At 67.3% G+C, this 16,218-nt stretch carries 16 protein-coding genes and 3 pseudogenes; 8 read left to right on the plus strand and 11 right to left on the minus strand.

Annotation, left to right across the window (positions count from 1 at the left end):
* Positions 1-23: 23 nt before the first annotated feature.
* The gene (locus ACQPXG_RS05005) at positions 24-599 is read right to left on the minus strand and encodes a nuclear transport factor 2 family protein (RefSeq protein WP_433469897.1); all 576 of its coding nucleotides are present in this window, start codon (positions 597-599) and stop codon (positions 24-26) included.
* Between the two features lie 284 nt (positions 600-883).
* Positions 884-1,807: an NAD-dependent epimerase/dehydratase family protein gene (locus tag ACQPXG_RS05010; RefSeq protein WP_433466434.1), complete on the minus strand. Its 924-nt coding sequence runs from the start codon at positions 1,805-1,807 to the stop codon at positions 884-886.
* Between the two features lie 159 nt (positions 1,808-1,966).
* On the opposite strand from ACQPXG_RS05010, the gene ACQPXG_RS05015 reads away from it, so the two are divergent.
* Positions 1,967-2,623, plus strand: coding sequence for a WHG domain-containing protein (locus tag ACQPXG_RS05015; RefSeq protein ID WP_433466435.1), 657 nt, complete (start codon positions 1,967-1,969; stop codon positions 2,621-2,623).
* A gap of 32 nt (positions 2,624-2,655) precedes the next feature.
* Here ACQPXG_RS05015 and ACQPXG_RS05020 read toward each other — a convergent pair whose 3' ends face one another.
* Positions 2,656-3,120, minus strand: a complete 465-nt coding sequence (locus ACQPXG_RS05020) for an SDR family oxidoreductase (protein WP_433466436.1) — start codon at positions 3,118-3,120, stop codon at positions 2,656-2,658.
* A 487-nt stretch (positions 3,121-3,607) separates the two neighbouring features.
* On the opposite strand from ACQPXG_RS05020, the gene ACQPXG_RS05025 reads away from it, so the two are divergent.
* A complete protein-coding gene (locus ACQPXG_RS05025; RefSeq protein WP_433466437.1) occupies positions 3,608-4,024 on the plus strand; it encodes an STAS domain-containing protein in 417 nt (138 codons plus the stop codon).
* Between the two features lie 35 nt (positions 4,025-4,059).
* On the opposite strand, the gene ACQPXG_RS05030 is transcribed toward ACQPXG_RS05025, so the two are convergent.
* On the minus strand, positions 4,060-4,197 hold the full coding sequence (locus ACQPXG_RS05030; protein ID WP_433466438.1) for a hypothetical protein: 138 nt from the start codon (positions 4,195-4,197) through the stop codon (positions 4,060-4,062).
* A 278-nt stretch (positions 4,198-4,475) separates the two neighbouring features.
* Here ACQPXG_RS05030 and ACQPXG_RS05035 point away from each other — a divergent pair, with 278 nt between their 5' ends.
* Both ACQPXG_RS05035 and ACQPXG_RS05040 read left to right on the plus strand, forming a co-directional pair.
* Complete coding sequence (locus ACQPXG_RS05035) at positions 4,476-4,661, plus strand: hypothetical protein (protein ID WP_433466439.1); 186 nt, start codon at positions 4,476-4,478, stop codon at positions 4,659-4,661.
* 572 nt (positions 4,662-5,233) lie between these two features.
* A pseudogene (locus tag ACQPXG_RS05040) lies at positions 5,234-5,329 on the plus strand (ATP-binding protein); the annotation flags it as partial.
* Between the two features lie 213 nt (positions 5,330-5,542).
* On the opposite strand, the gene ACQPXG_RS05045 reads toward ACQPXG_RS05040, so the two are convergent.
* Positions 5,543-6,010, minus strand: a complete 468-nt coding sequence (locus ACQPXG_RS05045) for a hypothetical protein (protein ID WP_433466440.1) — start codon at positions 6,008-6,010, stop codon at positions 5,543-5,545.
* A 230-nt stretch (positions 6,011-6,240) separates the two neighbouring features.
* Here ACQPXG_RS05045 and ACQPXG_RS05050 point away from each other — a divergent pair.
* Positions 6,241-6,505 (plus strand): annotated as a pseudogene (locus ACQPXG_RS05050) (transposase); the annotation flags it as partial.
* 221 nt (positions 6,506-6,726) lie between these two features.
* Here the strand turns inward: ACQPXG_RS05050 and ACQPXG_RS05055 are convergent.
* The 3 genes and pseudogenes from ACQPXG_RS05055 to ACQPXG_RS05065 form a co-directional block, all read right to left on the minus strand.
* Positions 6,727-7,089 (minus strand): hypothetical protein, encoded by a 363-nt coding sequence (locus ACQPXG_RS05055; protein ID WP_433466441.1) that lies wholly within the window; start codon positions 7,087-7,089, stop codon positions 6,727-6,729.
* Between the two features lie 369 nt (positions 7,090-7,458).
* Positions 7,459-7,773 (minus strand): annotated as a pseudogene (locus ACQPXG_RS05060) (transposase family protein); the annotation flags it as partial.
* Positions 7,774-7,941: 168 nt separating this feature from the next.
* Positions 7,942-8,550, minus strand: a complete 609-nt coding sequence (locus tag ACQPXG_RS05065; protein WP_433466442.1) for a helix-turn-helix domain-containing protein — start codon at positions 8,548-8,550, stop codon at positions 7,942-7,944.
* 86 nt (positions 8,551-8,636) lie between these two features.
* On the opposite strand from ACQPXG_RS05065, the gene ACQPXG_RS05070 reads away from it, so the two are divergent.
* Positions 8,637-9,482: an MBL fold metallo-hydrolase gene (locus tag ACQPXG_RS05070; RefSeq protein WP_433466443.1), complete on the plus strand. Its 846-nt coding sequence runs from the start codon at positions 8,637-8,639 to the stop codon at positions 9,480-9,482.
* Positions 9,483-9,708: 226 nt separating this feature from the next.
* On the opposite strand, the gene ACQPXG_RS05075 is transcribed toward ACQPXG_RS05070, so the two are convergent.
* The gene (locus tag ACQPXG_RS05075; protein WP_433466444.1) at positions 9,709-9,957 is read right to left on the minus strand and encodes a hypothetical protein; all 249 of its coding nucleotides are present in this window, start codon (positions 9,955-9,957) and stop codon (positions 9,709-9,711) included.
* Positions 9,958-10,464: 507 nt separating this feature from the next.
* Positions 10,465-11,043, minus strand: a complete 579-nt coding sequence (locus ACQPXG_RS05080; RefSeq protein WP_433466445.1) for a hypothetical protein — start codon at positions 11,041-11,043, stop codon at positions 10,465-10,467.
* Between the two features lie 740 nt (positions 11,044-11,783).
* Between ACQPXG_RS05080 and ACQPXG_RS05085 the strand changes: the two genes are divergently transcribed.
* Complete coding sequence (locus ACQPXG_RS05085; RefSeq protein ID WP_433466446.1) at positions 11,784-12,245, plus strand: heavy metal-responsive transcriptional regulator; 462 nt, start codon at positions 11,784-11,786, stop codon at positions 12,243-12,245.
* A gap of 90 nt (positions 12,246-12,335) precedes the next feature.
* Here the strand turns inward: ACQPXG_RS05085 and ACQPXG_RS05090 are convergent, their stop codons facing one another.
* Positions 12,336-12,536 (minus strand): hypothetical protein, encoded by a 201-nt coding sequence (locus ACQPXG_RS05090; RefSeq protein ID WP_433466447.1) that lies wholly within the window; start codon positions 12,534-12,536, stop codon positions 12,336-12,338.
* A gap of 646 nt (positions 12,537-13,182) precedes the next feature.
* On the opposite strand from ACQPXG_RS05090, the gene ACQPXG_RS05095 reads away from it, so the two are divergent.
* Positions 13,183-15,999: a glycosyl hydrolase 2 galactose-binding domain-containing protein gene (locus ACQPXG_RS05095; protein ID WP_433466448.1), complete on the plus strand. Its 2,817-nt coding sequence runs from the start codon at positions 13,183-13,185 to the stop codon at positions 15,997-15,999.
* Positions 16,000-16,218 lie beyond the last annotated feature (219 nt).

Raw genomic sequence — 16,218 nt, forward strand, 5'->3', positions numbered from 1 at the left:
CAAGCCTGGCTCTTGATACAGGGTCAAGTTCCCGGCTGCGGGGGCGGGGACGCCCAGCGGTCTGCCAGCAGCCTGAAGCTGGGCACATCATCGAGCGATATCGAGTATTCGTAGGTCCGTTCATAGCCGATGCCACTGATGCGCCACCCGCCGTCCGCGCAGCGCCGATACGTCTCCTCGTAGAAGGCGGATCCGCGGATCAGCACCCGGAACGCCTTGGCGATGACGGTGTCCTCCAGGCACCAGGTGCCCTCGGCCTTGTCGCCGTCGACCCGGATCTCGGGTTGGCCCGCGAAGTGCACCGTGGTGATCTCGGGACCGAGATTGCCGCGCATGTAGTCGACGATGGCATCGCGGCCTTCCAGGCGCAGCGGCTCGCCGACCGCGCGGGTTCCGTAGGCACCCAGGGCGTCCTCGGTGAGGGTGCCGGCGAACCCGTCCCAGTCCTTCAGGTCCAGGCAGCGCAAGTAGCGGTACTTCACCTGACGGATCTCTTCCAGGGCGTTCAGATCCATGCGACGTAGCTTGCTCGACACCGCCGCCATTGACAAGAACGCGTTCTGATTCCCGAGGCGTCCCTCCCGCTCGGCGTTCGGCACGTCGGCCAAGTAATCGTCCCGGACTTGGTGATGAGTGCTTCACGTGGTTGACAGTGAGGTGCTCTCACCGGGTTTCGGGTAGGTGGCCGTGCTCGAAATGGGCGCGCAGGTCGCGGACGAAGAAGCAGTCGACCCACACGGTTGTGCCCTGTGCCTGCCGAGAACTACGTCCGTGGAGGTGAGACGATCCCCGCCGCCAAAGCCCAGTTGTGGAACCCTGCCACGTTGCTGCGGTTCGGTTTGCCCGAGACATCTGACACGCTGCCCCGCTGACTGAATGCGGCCTATTGGGCGGTGGACTGCAATGCGGAGATGGTTTCGCGGAGTGCGTCGGTGGTCGAGGTGGGCTTGAGACCGAATGCCTTTTGCGCTGCGCTGGAGTCCAGCACGAACGGGTGGTCGAACTGGTAGCGCATTTCGGGGAGCTGCCTGGCTGCCACGTTGAACAGGCCGGCCGCCCGTAGCAGGGCGTTTGGCATCCGGCCGATTCGTGCTCTGGGTGCTTCGGCCATGGTCACCGCCAGCTCAGCCAGTTCACGAATGGAGACAGGCGGCGGGGTCGGAACGTGCCAGGGGCGGCCCCAGGCGGATTCGTCGGCGGCGACGGCGATCAGGGTTCGGGCCACGTCACCGGTGTAGGTCCAGCTGTGCGGGGCGTCGATGTCGGCAGGGGCGAGTGCGCGCCGGCCGCGTAGAAGGGCGGGCAGGAGCATGATGGTGAAGGGTGTTGAGGCGCGGGCTCCCAGGTAGTCAGACCCGCGGACCTCGGCTGTGCGGATCCGTCCGGCCTGGTGCGCGGCGTGCTGCTTGGCCCACAGTCCGGCTCGGACGCGGCCCTTTTCGGAATTGGGGCGTGCGGGCAGGTCCTCGGTCATCGGACCGCTTACCAGGCCGTAGCCGTAGAGGTTCCCGACGCTGACCAGGACGGCGCCGCTCGCTTCGGCGGCGCGTATGGCGCTCTCGATCAGCGGGGGGAACTCGGTCGTCCAGAGATGGTAGGGCGGGCCGGCGCACTGGTAGAGCGCGCTGGCGTCGGCGGTCAGGGGTGTCAGCACGGCCGGGTCGGACGCCTCGGCCTGAACGCGCTCGATGCCAGGGTGGTCCGGGCCGCCTCCGCCGCGCGTTATCAGGCGCACCTCCTTACCCTGCTCAGCCAGCATCAGCGCGGTGGTGGAGCCGATCGGCCCGGCTCCCAGGACAACGTGCAAGGACATGAAGCACTCCTTCAGAGAACAGTGTTCTCTCAGAGAATAGGGAGTACGCCGACCCAAGTCAAGAACAGTGTTCTCGATAGGAATCGATGTTCTCGGATGTGGCAGACTTGGGGTATGCCTGCACCGTCACTGCGCGCCCGGATCCGGTCGGAAATGATCGAGGAGATCAAGGCGGCCGCCCGCCGGCGGCTGGCCGCCGACGGCGCCGACCTGTCGCTGCGCAGGGTGGCCAGTGATCTCGACATCGTCCCGTCAGCGCTCTACCGATACTTCTCCAGCCGGGACCAGTTGTTGACCGCACTGATCATCGAGGCGTACCAGGCGCTCGCCGAGGCGGCGCGGCAGGCCGCGGCACAGGCGCAATCGGCGCGTCCTCGCGATCGCTTCCTGGCCGTTAGCCACGCCGTCCGCCAATGGGCACTCGACCATCCAGCCGAGTACAACCTGCTGTACGGCGGCCCGGTACCCGGATACGCGGCACCACAGGACACGGTGGCCCCCGCAGCCACCGTGATCCTCCTACTCGTCGAAATCGCCGCCGAGGGCGCCGCCCGGGGCCAAACCCTTCCGCCGTCGGCTCCAATGCCCGAACCGGTCCGCAAAGACCTTCAAGAGCTGATCGACCAACACCCCGTCGACATTTCCGAGGAACTGCTCAACCGGGTGTTCGCCGGATGGACCCACCTGTTCGGCTTGATCAGCTTCGAAGTCTTCGGCCGGCTGGAAACGATCATCCACGCCCGGCGGGACTACTTCGACCACCAGATGGGCCTGATGGCAGACCTGTGCGGTCTCCCTCACCGACCATGAACCAGGAGGTAGGCCGGGGGCCACACCGCTATCTACTGCAGGCTCCCGTCCTTCGGCTGGGCAGGTCGTCGGACAAGGTCACCGGGTCGGCGACTGCGCCCGGCGACCCTGCCGTTGATGATCAACGAGCATGCTCGACGGCCCAGGCCAGGACATCGTCGGCGATCTTCTCCGTCCGCTTCTGCGCGGGTATCAAGTGAGCGTACGCGTCCGATCGGTAGCGTCGCTCGCAACTCGGTTCGGCGCTCGTCGAGTTGATCTCCGAGCAACGACGCCGACAGCGGCGTATCGACGAACCCGGTGGCAATGAGGTTGACGCGAACCGGCGCGAGTTCCAGCGCCAATGTCGCTGTGAATGGCGCTAGGGCGGCGGTGGCGGCCGAGCTGCGCGCGATCTCGAGGGCCCGCACCATGTGTCCGCTGACCGCCTGGTGCACCTGGTCGGCGTCCATTTCCAGCAGCGGCCCGTAGTGTGGTCCGCCGGCTGTGATCAGCACATGGTCGATTGGTGTCGGAGCACCGCGGTCACCTCATCGCTGACCTGATCGTCGGAATCCGCGCCATCGATCGACCGTCGCAGCCGGTCGATCACCTTCTGCAAGGCCTGTTACCCGCGCACGGCCGAGTCCCCCTTGCTGGGCCCGCAGGCGTTCCCTCCTCGCCTACAGCCGTGCCGACCCCGAACCTTTGCCGTGGCGCCCTCATAACCTGCGGACCAGAGTCAAGACGATGGGCGTAAGAGGCGGCCGAAGCCGAGACCGTCCGATCGCCCAGGCTGAGGCGTTGCAGCACCCGAGATCGTGACGCCGTCCGCCGGGCAGGGACCGCGCCCATCTGCCTCACGGCCACGATCACTGCCGCGCCGGCGCGCAGTTTCTGCCTCGATCAGCCCGGCGGTGTTGCGGTGCAACTCTTTCACGGTTCGTTGACGACCGGCCGCCATCTGAACACCTCGGCGCCAGGGGCTGAGGAAGGATTCCTGCCGTGCGCCGCCTTCAGTTGTCCCACCGCCATCTTCCCGGCCAGGTCACGATGATCGCCGTGGCGGGAGCGGTGGACCTGCACAGCTGCGGGCGCCTGCGCGGCTATCTCGACGAGGTTCGGCGTTGCCCCGGCGAGCAGCTGGTGTTCGACATGACCGACGTGCCGTACATCGACGGCAGCGGCGTCCAGGTGTTGGTCGAGGCCCATCGGTACGCCCGCGACCACGGAACGATCATCAGGATGGCCGGGCTGCGCCCCCAGGCGCTCCGGACGCTGGAGGTGACGCAGCCGGCCTGGGACATCTCCGTGCACCTCACGTTGGAGGCGGCTTTGCGTGTCGTCCTGGCCGATCGGCGGATCGCCTCCTGTGTGGGTCACCACTCCGCGGGCCAGACCGGCCTTGACACCCCGGACTGATCGCTCGGCGAGCCAGGACTCGACGTCCGGCATGGTCACGCGCCTATGAGCTGGAGATCCAAGACGTCTCGGCGGCCCGCCCGCGCGGGCACGAACCCGGCCAGCACGTCGGTCTCCAACGCCTCCAGCGGGCGAGCCGCCCGCAGATCCCGTGCGATATTGGGGTCGTTCAAGTAGCCAGGCAGAGTTTCGGGCCTACGCGGTGGCGTTGGTTGAAACCGGTTTCGGTGCCGGCGAACCGTTCACCTGCTCAGGGAGGCAGGGGGCGATGAAGCTGCGGCCCATGGCACGTCCTGTTTATTGTATTCCTACCGACTGTTCTCGCATTATTCACCCGCCTGATTCTGCCGAGATAGGCGTGTCGTGGACGGTCTTCTTCTGCAGTTCACAACCCAGATCAGAGGACGCGGCCCCAAGGGGTGTGTTCTCTCACGAGGTCAGGAGAAACCTGATGAGGAAGATCAAGATCAAGATCTCCGCAGGAAGCCAGGAGGAAGCCAATCGGCTCGGCTGGGCGGCCATGGAGCAGGTTCACGACACCATTGCCGCTGATGAGCGAGTGACGAGCACGGGTCACCGAGGGCGGGCCGGCGGGAAGAAGGCCACCTTGACCTTCGAGATCAGCCGCAGCGGCTGAGGCTGCTGCTGACAGCACCAACTGTTGGTCCTTGCTCTCTTCCGAGCGCAAGGACCAACTTCTTTTCCGAGGCTACTAAGAAATCGCCCCGGAGCTCCCTGGGCCCTCCGCAGTTCCTGTAGCCCCTAGGACCTAGGGACTCTTCGTGGATCTATGCCGTTGTGGCATCTGAAGACAGCTCGGGATTCGTGAAGGCCCATATTGTGTGCGCTCCGCCGGGGCGCGCACCGGATCTGTGATGCCGCGAGCAGCGTCTTCGCCAGGCCGACTGGTCGTGGAAGAGCAAATTTGCCTACAACTTCCTGCCGTTTGCGAGACCACCGTTCGGCTCGTGGCTCGACGGGTATCCTGCGCGTGGTCTCTCGGGGCGCCACGCCACCTCCTGCTGGGATCACGGGTCCGCCCTGCAACGTCTGGGTGAACTGGACGGCCGGCGATGTTGGAGGCTCAGGTCGCTGGTTCTCAGCGGGCCTGGGTTGCTGGGCCGCGGACCGGTGGAACGCTTACTCGTACTCGCTCGGCAGGTCGGATGTCTTCGCCGTCCTGGCGGCGTTCGGTGTCGGCATCGCAACCGCCACCTCGTCGACGGTCCCGGAGAGTACGTCGTCGTGGACATGACGGCAGGGGCGGAGACGTTCGCTTCTGGGCTGTCCACGCGATTTGACGTCAACGTTCGCAGGTTGGGGATGACCTGCTGCTGAGACCGTACGCGCCTACGTCGAAGCAGCTCACAGCTGCGCTGAAGAAACCGGCCTCCACCCAATGGATGGAGGCCGGTCCACTTTGCCAGTCAGAAACTCAACTACTGGACTGAACGGCACCGGCGCAGTTCAGCGCAGGCGCCGGCCCAGGCATCGTCTGCTGGTGATTGCCACCCCAGGCTACTGGGGCGGCTCGTGCGGATCGCGGACGAGGCCAGGCACCCGGTCGAGGAGGATGGCGGTCCACACCACCTTCCCTGCCTCGCCGTCCCTGTCAACGCCGTAGAGGTAGGCGAACTGCCTGATGGTCCAGAACCCGGTGCGGCCCTTTGACCAGTCAAGGTCCAGGGCCTCTCCGGGGTCGTGGACCGCTACACGCACGCCTCGCTCTCCGTCGATGAGGTCGACTTGGACCACGAGCCGGACGGTGTCCCGGCACAACGAACCGGTCGTGTGCTGGTACGCGTTCGCCAGCAACGCCTTCGCCACTTTGCCGACGTTGTTGATGGCAGTGGCCCTGAGTCGCACTGGCGGGTGGAGTTCGCCGATCACTCGCTCGATCAGCTCCCTCACATCGGTGGGCTCGGGCCCACGCTTGTCGAACCGGGGCCACTCCGGGGGGCCCTGGTCTGCCGAGTTCCCAGTCATGGGGACTCTCCCTTCTCTGGTTTACAGAATTGCGAGATCCTGGTTCCCGCAATCGGTACCGTCCGGTCCCCTCGGAGTGCGGCAAGCCTCAAATCACCGTCCAGCCAACGCATTTGCGGCGTATCTACGATCAAAATGAAGCAAGAGAGAAGAAGCGATTACCGCCCGTGAATCTAGAGATGAATACGAGGACAACAACCGCGAGTCGACAGGCGAGGCCGCATCCCCGAGGTATGCGTCATGACCTGCGGGAGTATGTGTTTGAAGCACTCGGGGATATGACTCCGGGTGCTGATCGTGGACGAGACTGGGTTCATCAAGGAGGGCATCGGATCGGCCGGGGTGCAGCGGCAGTATTCCGGCACCGCGGGTCGGGTGGAGAGCTGCCAGCTCGGGGTCTTCCTGGCCTATGCCTCGGCGCGAGGCCGCGCGTTGATCGATGCCGGGTTGTATTTGCCGAAGTCGTGGCTGGCCGACTGTGAATGCGGGGCCGCATGTCCGGCGCGGACGACTCCGAGCGATCCGGGGCCGAGAAAGCCGGGCAGTCCCGGAAGATCGAATCCTGGGCGTAACCGCGGACTCCGGAGCGGTGGGCACTCCTGGATAGATCCTTCGGCTGGGCCTTCGCCGATTATCTTGATCGAATTCCTGGCGTCTGCCCCTGAATCGGCGGTTCCGGGGTGAGGTGACGGTCGCGGTGTCGGGAACAGGCGGCGTCAGGCCACCGGGTGTTGCACGAGGACGCCGAGGATCAGGACGAACAGGAGAGCAAAGATCACCACCGAGATGAGCGTGGCGGTGAAGATGCCCCTGTTGACCTTGTCCCAGATGTCGCTCCGGTTCTTGGCGTGCTCTTCCCGCTGGCGGTAGAGGCTGCCTGACCTGTGATTCCAGTGGATGAGGTTCATGACACACGTGAACACCCACAGGAACCCGTGCACGCAGGTCTCCTGGCGGCTGTCGTACTGCCAGGACTGCACGTCCCAGAGCAGCAGCGCCGCCAGTGCGAGCGCGAGCGCGACCTGGGCGAGGCACGCCCTCACGGTCCTGAAGAGCGGTGACCGCGTGATCGGTTTCATGGTCGACTCCGGTTCTCTCGATTGGTCACGTCCGGTTGCTGACCTGGCCGGACGTCGTTCGCCGGGGACCGTCCATGCCGTGCTCGCTCCGGCCACCGGCGTTCACCCCCGAATCGAGTTGTTCAAGAACCGGTATGGGCGCCGTAACGAAGGTTCCACAAGAGATCACCACCACCCGGGTGAAGCGCCCTGGGTTTGTTAGCGGCTCTGATTTCCCGGGCCGCTACGCCTTGTCCCGCCACGGGCTCCTACTCCGGCCCCACCGCCCGTCGCCCCGCCCGCCTGAGGCCCAGATCGTCCTTGTCACCGAACCGCTGACCCTGCGTGAAATGCTGCGCCGGGCAAGGGTCACCGTCGACGGCAGTGAACAGCTCGACCGCGGACCTCGAGCAAGGCCTTGTCGCAGAGGTTGCGCCACAGATGCCACCGGTCACTGACCTGCACCGCGTCGGGCAGAGCACGGCGTACTGCCGTCGGCATCCCAGAACCTGGCAGACCAGCCGCTGCACGCGCAGGTGCAATACGACCCGACGGCCGTCCACCGGCGCGTCCGCTACCGCCCGCCCGTGATAGGCGTGGACCTTCGCCGTCGGCGTCCCGCACAACGGACAGGGCACCGGATCGTCCCTGGTGCGTGCTGCGACGAGCACCGCATTCGCCGTCCGACACGCCCTCGACGACCACAGCCGCAAGACCCGAAAAACACCGGCGCGTCGAACACGCCTGGTGATCACAGACGCACGCCCAGCGTCACCACCGACTACGGGACAGACCCAACTTTCAGACGGTCCCGAGCGTCCTGCCTGGGCAGTACACCTAGCCGGCTTTGTCAGGCCCGCAAGCTGCGGCCGATCAGGTTCTGCGCGAGATGACCATGATGTATTCGCAGGGAGCGTTCGTTCGGTTGGCGAAGCCGTGGTCCGCGTCGGCCTGGAAGAACAGGGAGTCGCCTGTGTTCAGGGTCTCGCTGATCCCGCCGATCGCGACGGTGAGGGTGCCTTCGAGCACCACGAGTTGTTTCTCCGTACCCGGCGGATACGCGGGCAGCAGCCCGGTAGAGACCTGCGCGGGGAGGTAGTGGACGATCATCTCGGCTCCTCCCGCGCCCGGGGCCGCTGACACCATGTGCCGCTCGAAGCCGGTTTCCGGGTCACGGAAAACGGGTCGATCGTTCTGGCGCATGACAATGGCCACACCGGACGCGGCAGCGGCCGGCGCACCGATCAGGTCCGAGAGCGACGCGTCGAGCGCGTGGGCGATCCTAGCCGCGACGCCGATCGTCGGGCTCTTCTCACCGCGTTCGACCTTGGACAGCATCGCCCGGCTGACCGACGACCGTGTGGACAGCTGCTCCAGTGTCAGGCCCGCCTCCTCGCGGTGTCGCCGCACGTTGCCGCCGAACGCGCCGGCCAGGTCGTCACTGTGCTGTGGTTCGGCCGCGTTTCCGTCTTGCTCGACCACCGTGCTCCTCGATCGACGGGTACCTCACTGCCCACAGCGTAGGGGTTTCTCCTAAAGAAGATGTACTCTTCTATCGGAGACATGCGATGTGCGCCCAACCCGACGGAGGTTCCATGCGTTTGATCTCGAGTGGCCAGCACCATGCCAGGTTCGAATTCGGCGATCTGCAGGTGATCTCGTTGCGAGACGGATACATCGACATGCCGCCGACACGGCTCCGCGACGAGGACGGGCACACGCTCGATGAGCTGCCGGCCGCCGTCCCGCTGGCCGGCGACAACTTGCGGCTGTCGGTCAACGCCTTCTTCGTCACCGACGGCACGCGGTCGGTTCTCATCGACACCGGCGCGTCCAACGCCTGGCACGACCCCACCATGGGATTGATCTACGACGCGCTAGACGAGGCGGGAATCGACCGCGCGCAGGTCACCGATGTGGCCATCACCCACAAACACGAAGACCATGTGAGCGGCCTGATCGCGCCGGACGGCTCAGAGGCGTTCACCAGACTCGAGCGCGTGTGGATCGGCGCGGGCGACACCTCGGTGTTCACGGGGCGGCTCGAGCCGATCCGCGACCGGGTCGTACCCGTGTCGGAGAAGGCCGCGATCAACGACTGGACCACCGCGATCCCGACACCGGGCCACACACCCGGTCACACCGTCTACGAGGTCAGGAACGGCGCCGGCCGCCTTCTCGTCTGGGGCGACACCGTTCACGTTCCCACGCTCCAATTCGATCAGCCGAACGTGTCCTGGGAGCTCGACGGCAACCAGTCCCAAGCCCGCGCCGCGCGAGCGGCCCTCCTCGAACAACTGACCCAACCACACCACTTCGTAGCCGGCGCCCACCTCGACTCACCCGGCATCGCCCGCGTAACCCCGTCCGGCGACGGTTATGCGCTGGAATACCTCGCACCACCGATCGGCTGACGAGCCTGTCGGCTCCGGGCCGCGTTCGCGATGGCGGCCAAGGAGGGCAAACTCGCTCGCTGTACGGCCGCTACCTGCGGGACCTGCTCGACACCTCGGACACGGCCGGATCTTTGAAACCCAGGATGGTCAGGGTGAGGTCCGGCGGCGGCCGCGCGTCTTGAGGGCCGTTGGCTTCTGACGCTACGTCCACTCGCCGATCATCCGGCGTCAAGGGCCTGGGTGGCTACCGGCGGGTACCGTCAACGGCCGTCCGTAGGTTCCTCAACCTCGGATCACCTCCCCGAACTGCGATAACAGTTCTCGCGCGCTCGGTCACCTGGTAGGTGATACCGGCGCCCAGGCCGACCTGGTATTCCACGGGTGCGGTCTCCACCTCTCGCACGCAGAGTCCGAGCTCCTCGGCCCCCTTGCGGGCGGCGGTCGACTCGGCTCCAGGAACGTTCGGGACGGTGACCTGCGTTTCCTTTGCCATCAGGCACTCCTGACTATTGGGGACGACATGGCGAGGCCTTGCCGTCTGGTCTGGTTCGTAGGGATTTGCAAGCATGACCGTCCCGACCGATCTGCGGTTGGCCTGCCGGAGTTCTCTCGGCGAAGCCCCCGCGCTCGTCGCCGTTGCCGTCGCTGCGTCTTTTCGGCCACGCTCCGGGACGTCTGAGAGACACACTGAGACGTCCTCTAGCGTCCGGGGACGTCTAGCGGCGCGTGGGCCGGGCGTCGACGGCGGCCGCCAGACCGCCGCACTCGAAATATAGAGAAAAGTCTCATCAGGGGTGATCGTTGACGCGCATCGGTGCCGCTGAACTGGGCGTTCGTGAACGTGCTCGTTCGCCTGGTGGGGGTGGTCGGGCGCTGCGGGTCTAGCGTGGTTTGCGTCAACAATGTTGGTTCGGAAGGTTTTCCCTATATGGCAGAGACCAGGGTCATCGGCGGTCGTGTCCCTGACCCCTTGTACGAGGGTGCGCGGCTCGCGCTCGGACTACCCGAGACGGTCAACGATTCCGATCTCATCCGGCACGCGTTCGCACGCCTGGCGGGTCTGGACGTCGCCGAGCACACGCCGCGCAGGGGAGGACCGAACCCCTACTCGGGCAAGCGCCGGTCGGCGATCGGAGCGCCCCGCCGAAAGCGGCAGGAGCAGGACGCCGGGACCTAGCGCGCGGACGCCGACCGCGACATTTCGAGTTCTACATGCTCGCCATGACCGAGTACATCTAGCGGGCGCATCGGAGCCTTCGACAACTGCCTTCCCAACGGGCCCGCCGGCTGCGTTCTCGGCGTCCTGGCGGGCCTGGTGCTCGGCGCGCGGCTCGGCCAGCGCCAGCGCGAACGTGAAGCCGGGCCGATCGTCGCCGCGCCGGCCGTCGTTGCCGTGGTCGTCGGTCTTCGTGGGGACGGCGGTCAGGGACTCGGCGGGGATCTCCAGTTCGCGCGGGCCGCCGGTGGCGGGGGTGCCCCGGTAGGCGGCGGGCGGCCAATCCGCCGGCGGGCCGGGCGTCCATCGGGCGCCGGTCACCACGGCCAGGCCGCCGTCGGCCATGGCCACCACGTCGCCCACGGGGCCCGCCCACCGCGGCCGTCAGCGCCGCGTCCAGGCGCTGTCTCGCGCCGTCCAGCACGGTCAGGCCGCGGCGGGAGGTCAGGTGCGGCCGCAGCACCTCGCTCCGGTCCGGGCGGTCCAGCAGCAGCCGGGCGGCGCGGTCCAGCGGCGCCATCACCGCGTGCAGCGGCACCGACGCCTTCCGGGCCGCGAACACCACCGCGTGCATGGACACCCCGGGCACGGCCGCCTCGGCCGCGGCCGCCATCACCTGTTCGATGGCGGCCTCGAAATGCGACGACCGGATGTCGCTGCTCGGCCGGAACTGATGATCCTTGCGGCGGTCGGCGCGCGAACCGGGCCCGTCGGCGGACGGGGCAGCGACTTCTCAATGCTCGAACGCCCTTCGCCGCACGAAGGCGAAGCTCGACCCCCTGCAGACGTTGATGGAGAACGCCGGGAAGGTCCAGCCCCGCGAACAACTCCTCGCCACCGTCTGGGGCCCGGACTACTCCGACAGGCCGATCATCCCGCCCAGCACGCCGACCGCCGCCCCGGCGGCGAACACGACCCAGGGGCGTCGCGCCGCACCGGACCGTATGACGGTCTGTTGGCCGCTCACTCGCCTACTTTCTCGACCGGATATCTAGGGGAAAGCGTCTACAGAACGCGATCACGATGTGGTCGCTCAGGGTCCGGGATTGGCGGCCCGGAAGGGGTTGAACTTGGAGTGGGGTCCAAGTCTTAGCCTCAAAAGCATGATGGTTGACCATGTCAGCGAGTGGTTGACGGTGGGGCGGCTGGCTGCCCGCGTGGGAGTGCGTGCCGACACGGTGCGCTATTACGAGCGGGAGGGACTGCTTCCGGCCGCCGAGCGCACCAGTGGCGAGCACCGCCGCTATGGCCCCAGCGCGGTGGATCGGCTGCTGTTCATCCGCGGTGCGCAGCGGCTTGGGCTGCGGCTGGCCGAGATCCGTGAGCTGCTGGCGGTGCGGGACACCGGGGTCTGCGCGTGTGAGCCGGCCGAGGGGTTGTTGCGCCGTCATGTCGCCGAGATCGACGCGGAGATGGCGCGGCTGGCGGCGCTGCGGTCCGAGCTGGTCGGCATGCTGACGCGGATGCCCGGACCGGACTGCCCTGATCCGGCGCCGGGGACCTGGTGCCCGCCCGATCTTCCAGACGCGAAGGGAGGTGAGACCAGGAATGTGCCCATGCTGTGAGGACCCGACCTGTGACGGCTCGTGCTGCGCTGACTGCTGCTGAGCCCGGGGAATGTCCCGCCCCGAGGCGCCAGGGCGGGACGTTCAGGCTCAGGAGTGCCCGGCGGCCTGCCGGGCGCGGGTCTGGGCGAACCGGTAGGAATCAATGCCGGTCTCGATGATGGTGGCGTTGAAGGTGAGCCGGTCGACGATGGCGACACAGAGGCCGACCCTGCCATGGCGGAACGCCGTCCAGTCAAACTGCCGGGTGGTGAACGCCAGCGCGTGGGCATCGCCCGGGCCCTCGCCCAAGAGCCTCGCGCCGCCGCCACGGGCTGGACATGTCCACCGTCTACGGGGACGTCAGCGCTGTTCGAGCGGCTCCAGATCGTGCACACCTGGCGATCGGCGGACGTGTCACCTACGGCCTAGCCGACCATCCCCATGCCCACACCGTCTGCGACGAATGCGCCGCCGTCACGGCGCTCCGCGACGGTGAACTGGGCGATTCCGGCGCTGGTAGGCGCAAGCTCGCAGGCTTTGCCTCCGCGGGGATCGTCATCCGAGGCCGCTGCGCCTGTTGTCGGCTGCACCCGCCCCGAAACGGCGATCCCGCGCTGATGAGATCTGCGGCCGCATCAGTTGTTTGTAGTCGGTGACGCAATTCGCGACGCCCTGCGCCGCGGCGCTGGACGTCCAGAATCGCTCTTCATCACTGTGATGCCTGCGCTCTTGACGGCGGCGACATAGTGAACTCCTGGGGGCGGCCGACGCAGTGCGCGGGCGTCCCGAGACCAGGCGGCTCCTAAACGCCACCGTCCTCACCGTGAAGTGGGCTTAGCACTACCCCCATTGACGTCCTGGCCCTACGGCCCGCCGGGTGCCCCCGGTCCGAGCATTGGTGGCATCGGCCGCCGGGAAGCGCCCGGCTCCGGCCGCACGAAGGAGGGATGGACACATGAGCGGGTCCAGGACTCGAACGACGGCGCTGTGCGCCTTGCTCGCCCTCGGCGGGACGTTGGCCCCCGCGGTGCCGGCCCACGCCTTCGCCGGGCACCGGCCCGCCGTGCAGAGGATCCGGTCCTCCGGGACCACGGAGCTGACCTCCGGCTGGGCGATCCGGTCCTCCGCCGACACCCGCGACACCGGCGCTGAGATCTCCAAGCCGGACTATTCGACGAAGGGCTGGCTGCCGCTGTCCCGGCCCGAGACGCTGATGGCGGGTCTGCTGGAGAACGGCCGGTACCCGAACATCTTCCACAACGACAACATGGCGAAGGTGCCGGCCAAGCAGTTCGACGTGAACTGGTGGTACCGCGAGCAGATCACCGTCCACCCCCGGAAAGGCGGCCGCACGTCACTGGTGATGAACGGCGTCTCCGGCAAGGCCGACCTCTGGATCAACGGGAAGAGGATCGCGGCAGGCGCGCAGCTCCAGGGCTCGTACACCCGGCTGGAATACGACATCACGCCCTACGTCCGGGACGGGGCGAACGCCATCGCGCTCGACGTCTCCCGCAACGACGAGGACATCACCAAGTTCGACACGCCCATGCGGTATCTGACCCAGAACCAGGTCGACTGGAACCCGATGGCGCCCGACCAGAACACCGGGCTGCAGTACGCGCCGCAGATCGTCCAGGAGGGCCCGGTCTCGGTCCGCAACGCGCACGTGCTGCAGGACGACGCCGCCGACCTGTCCACCGCCGACCTGACCGTCAAGGCCGACGTGCGCAACAACACCGGATCGACGCAGCGGGTGGTCGTGTCCGGCACGGTGTCGCACGGCTCCACCCGCGTCGCCTGCAAGGCCACGGTCACGGTGCCCGCGCACACGACCCGCACCGTTGCGATCACCAAGGCGGACTGCCCCGGCCTGCACCTGAAGCACCCGGCCGTGTGGTGGCCCTACCAGATGGGCGACCAGCCGATGTACCACCTCGCGCTGGACGCGTCCGTGGGCGGGACCGTCTCCAGCAGCGCCGCCGAGGACTTCGGCATCCGGACGGTGACGTCGCGGCTCACCAAGCCCGTCCCCGGCAAGACCCACGGCAAGGACGGCTACCGGCAGTTCATCATCAACGGCAAGCCGCTGATCATCCGCGGCGCCGGCTGGTCGCCGGACCTCTTCCTGCGCTACTCCCCGTCCAACGTCTCCGACCAGATCTCCTACATCCGGAACATGGGCCTGAACGCGGTCCGGTTCGAGGGCAACTTCCCGCCCGACGACATGTTCGCCCGACTCGACCGGGCCGGCGTCCTCGCCATGCCGGGCTGGCAGTGCTGTGCCCTCTGGGAGAGCAAGTCGTCGACCTGGTCGGACGACGTCAAGGCCAACGCGTCCAACCAGGCGGGCACGATGGCGGAGCGGCTCCGCGACCACCCGAGCGTCTTCACCTTCTTCCAAGGCAGCGACGACGCGCCCGACCCGGAGAAGGAGGCCCTCTACCTGAAGGCGTTCGCGCAGGCCGACTTCCGGCTCCCGCAGGTCGCCGCGGCGGAGTACAAGTCGTCGCCCAAGCTCGGCCCGGCAGGCACCAAGGAGGGCGGCTACAACTACTTCCCGCCCAACGCCCTCTGGAACAACAGGCGAGAGACCGTCAACACCAATGACCCGACGCTCAGCATGACCGGCAGCGCCTGGGGGTTCGACACCGAGGTCAGCACCGGCAACACCATCCCGACGCAGGACTCACTGAACCGCTTCCTTACCCCGGACGAGCAGAAGAAGATCTGGGACCCGGCGACCGCCCAGGGCCAAACCGCCGGCCAGGACATGTACCACACGTTCTTCTACGCCGACTACACGCGCCTGTCCCGGATGGGCGTCTACAACACCCCGCTGTGGCACCGATACGGCCCCTGGAAGGACGCCGGTTCGTACCAGAAGACCGTCCAGCTCGGCGAGTACGAGGTGACGCGCGCGCAGTTCGAGTCGTACATCGGCAACTCCACCGACAAGGCGAACCCCAGCACCGGGATCATCTACTGGATGCTGAACAAGGCGTGGCCGTCGCTGCAGTGGAGCATGTACGGCTCCGACTTCGACCAGCCGGGCGTCTACTTCGGCGCGAAGAAGGCCAACGAGCCCGTGCACGTCATGTACTCCTACGACGACGGCTCCATCAAGGTCGCCAACCTGACCGGCGCCCGCCAGGACGGCCTGCGCGCCACCGCGCAGATCATCGACATCAACGGCAAGGTCCGCGCCACGGCCACCGCGCCCGTCGGGGCGCTGGGCAGCCAGGACGTCCGGACCGTCCTGCACCCGAAGGTCCCGGCAGGGATCTCCAAGACCTACTTCGAGAAGCTCACCCTCACCCGTGGCACCGAGGTCGTCAGCCGCAACGTGTACTGGCTGTCGACGAAGGCCGACCAGGTCGACTGGCCGAAGACGCACGCGCCCGGCCAGTACACCCCGTCCAACGGGTTCGCGGTCTTCCAGAAGGACGGCTACGCCGACCTGACCGGCCTGCGCGCCCTCAAGCCCGCCGACATCAAGGTCCAGGTCACCACCCGCCGCGAGGGCCGCGAGATGGTGACGAGCGTGACCGTCCGCAACGTCGGCAACGGCGGCACCCCGGCCCTGTTCACCCGGGCCGACCTGTTCGCCGGCGGCAAGCAGGTGCTGCCGATCCGCTGGAGCGACAACGACGTCACGCTCTGGCCCGGCGAGCAGCAGACCCTCACCGCCCGCTACTCCGCCACGTCCGCCAAGCCCGACGTCCGCGTCAACGGCTTCAACGTCCCCGACCAGACCCGCCACACCGGCTGACCCGCACGAAGGCCGGATGGGGGCCCGCCCCCATCCGGCCTTCGCGGCTCTGGAGGAGGTCCGCCGCTGTGCAGGACAGTGCGCAGGTCGTCCTGTGCGGGGGGCGGGCCAGCGCCGCGTAGAGATCCGGTGTGGTCATGGGTCCCGGCCGAGTGCTGGAGTGTGCCGGGCCAAGGGCCCGGTGTCCCGAGTGGTCTGGCCTGGGCGGTCGGCGTCTGT

Origin of the sequence: Spirillospora sp. CA-128828 (genome assembly GCF_050945415.1) — a bacterium.
Lineage (GTDB): Bacteria > Actinomycetota > Actinomycetes > Streptosporangiales > Streptosporangiaceae > Spirillospora.

Excerpts from the sequence above, each read along its gene's own strand:
- ACQPXG_RS05015 (WP_433466435.1), top strand. The coding sequence starts at position 1,967 with ATGATCGAGGAGATCAAGGCGGCCGCCCGCCGGCGGCTGGCCGCCGAC.
- ACQPXG_RS05035 (WP_433466439.1), top strand. The coding sequence starts at position 4,476 with ATGAGGAAGATCAAGATCAAGATCTCCGCAGGAAGCCAGGAGGAAGCC.
- ACQPXG_RS05045 (WP_433466440.1), bottom strand. The coding sequence starts at position 6,010 with ATGACTGGGAACTCGGCAGACCAGGGCCCCCCGGAGTGGCCCCGGTTC.
- ACQPXG_RS05055 (WP_433466441.1), bottom strand. The coding sequence starts at position 7,089 with ATGAAACCGATCACGCGGTCACCGCTCTTCAGGACCGTGAGGGCGTGC.
- ACQPXG_RS05070 (WP_433466443.1), top strand. The coding sequence starts at position 8,637 with ATGTGCGCCCAACCCGACGGAGGTTCCATGCGTTTGATCTCGAGTGGC.
- ACQPXG_RS05075 (WP_433466444.1), bottom strand. The coding sequence starts at position 9,957 with ATGGCAAAGGAAACGCAGGTCACCGTCCCGAACGTTCCTGGAGCCGAG.
- ACQPXG_RS05085 (WP_433466446.1), top strand. The coding sequence starts at position 11,784 with ATGATGGTTGACCATGTCAGCGAGTGGTTGACGGTGGGGCGGCTGGCT.
- ACQPXG_RS05095 (WP_433466448.1), top strand. The coding sequence starts at position 13,183 with ATGAGCGGGTCCAGGACTCGAACGACGGCGCTGTGCGCCTTGCTCGCC.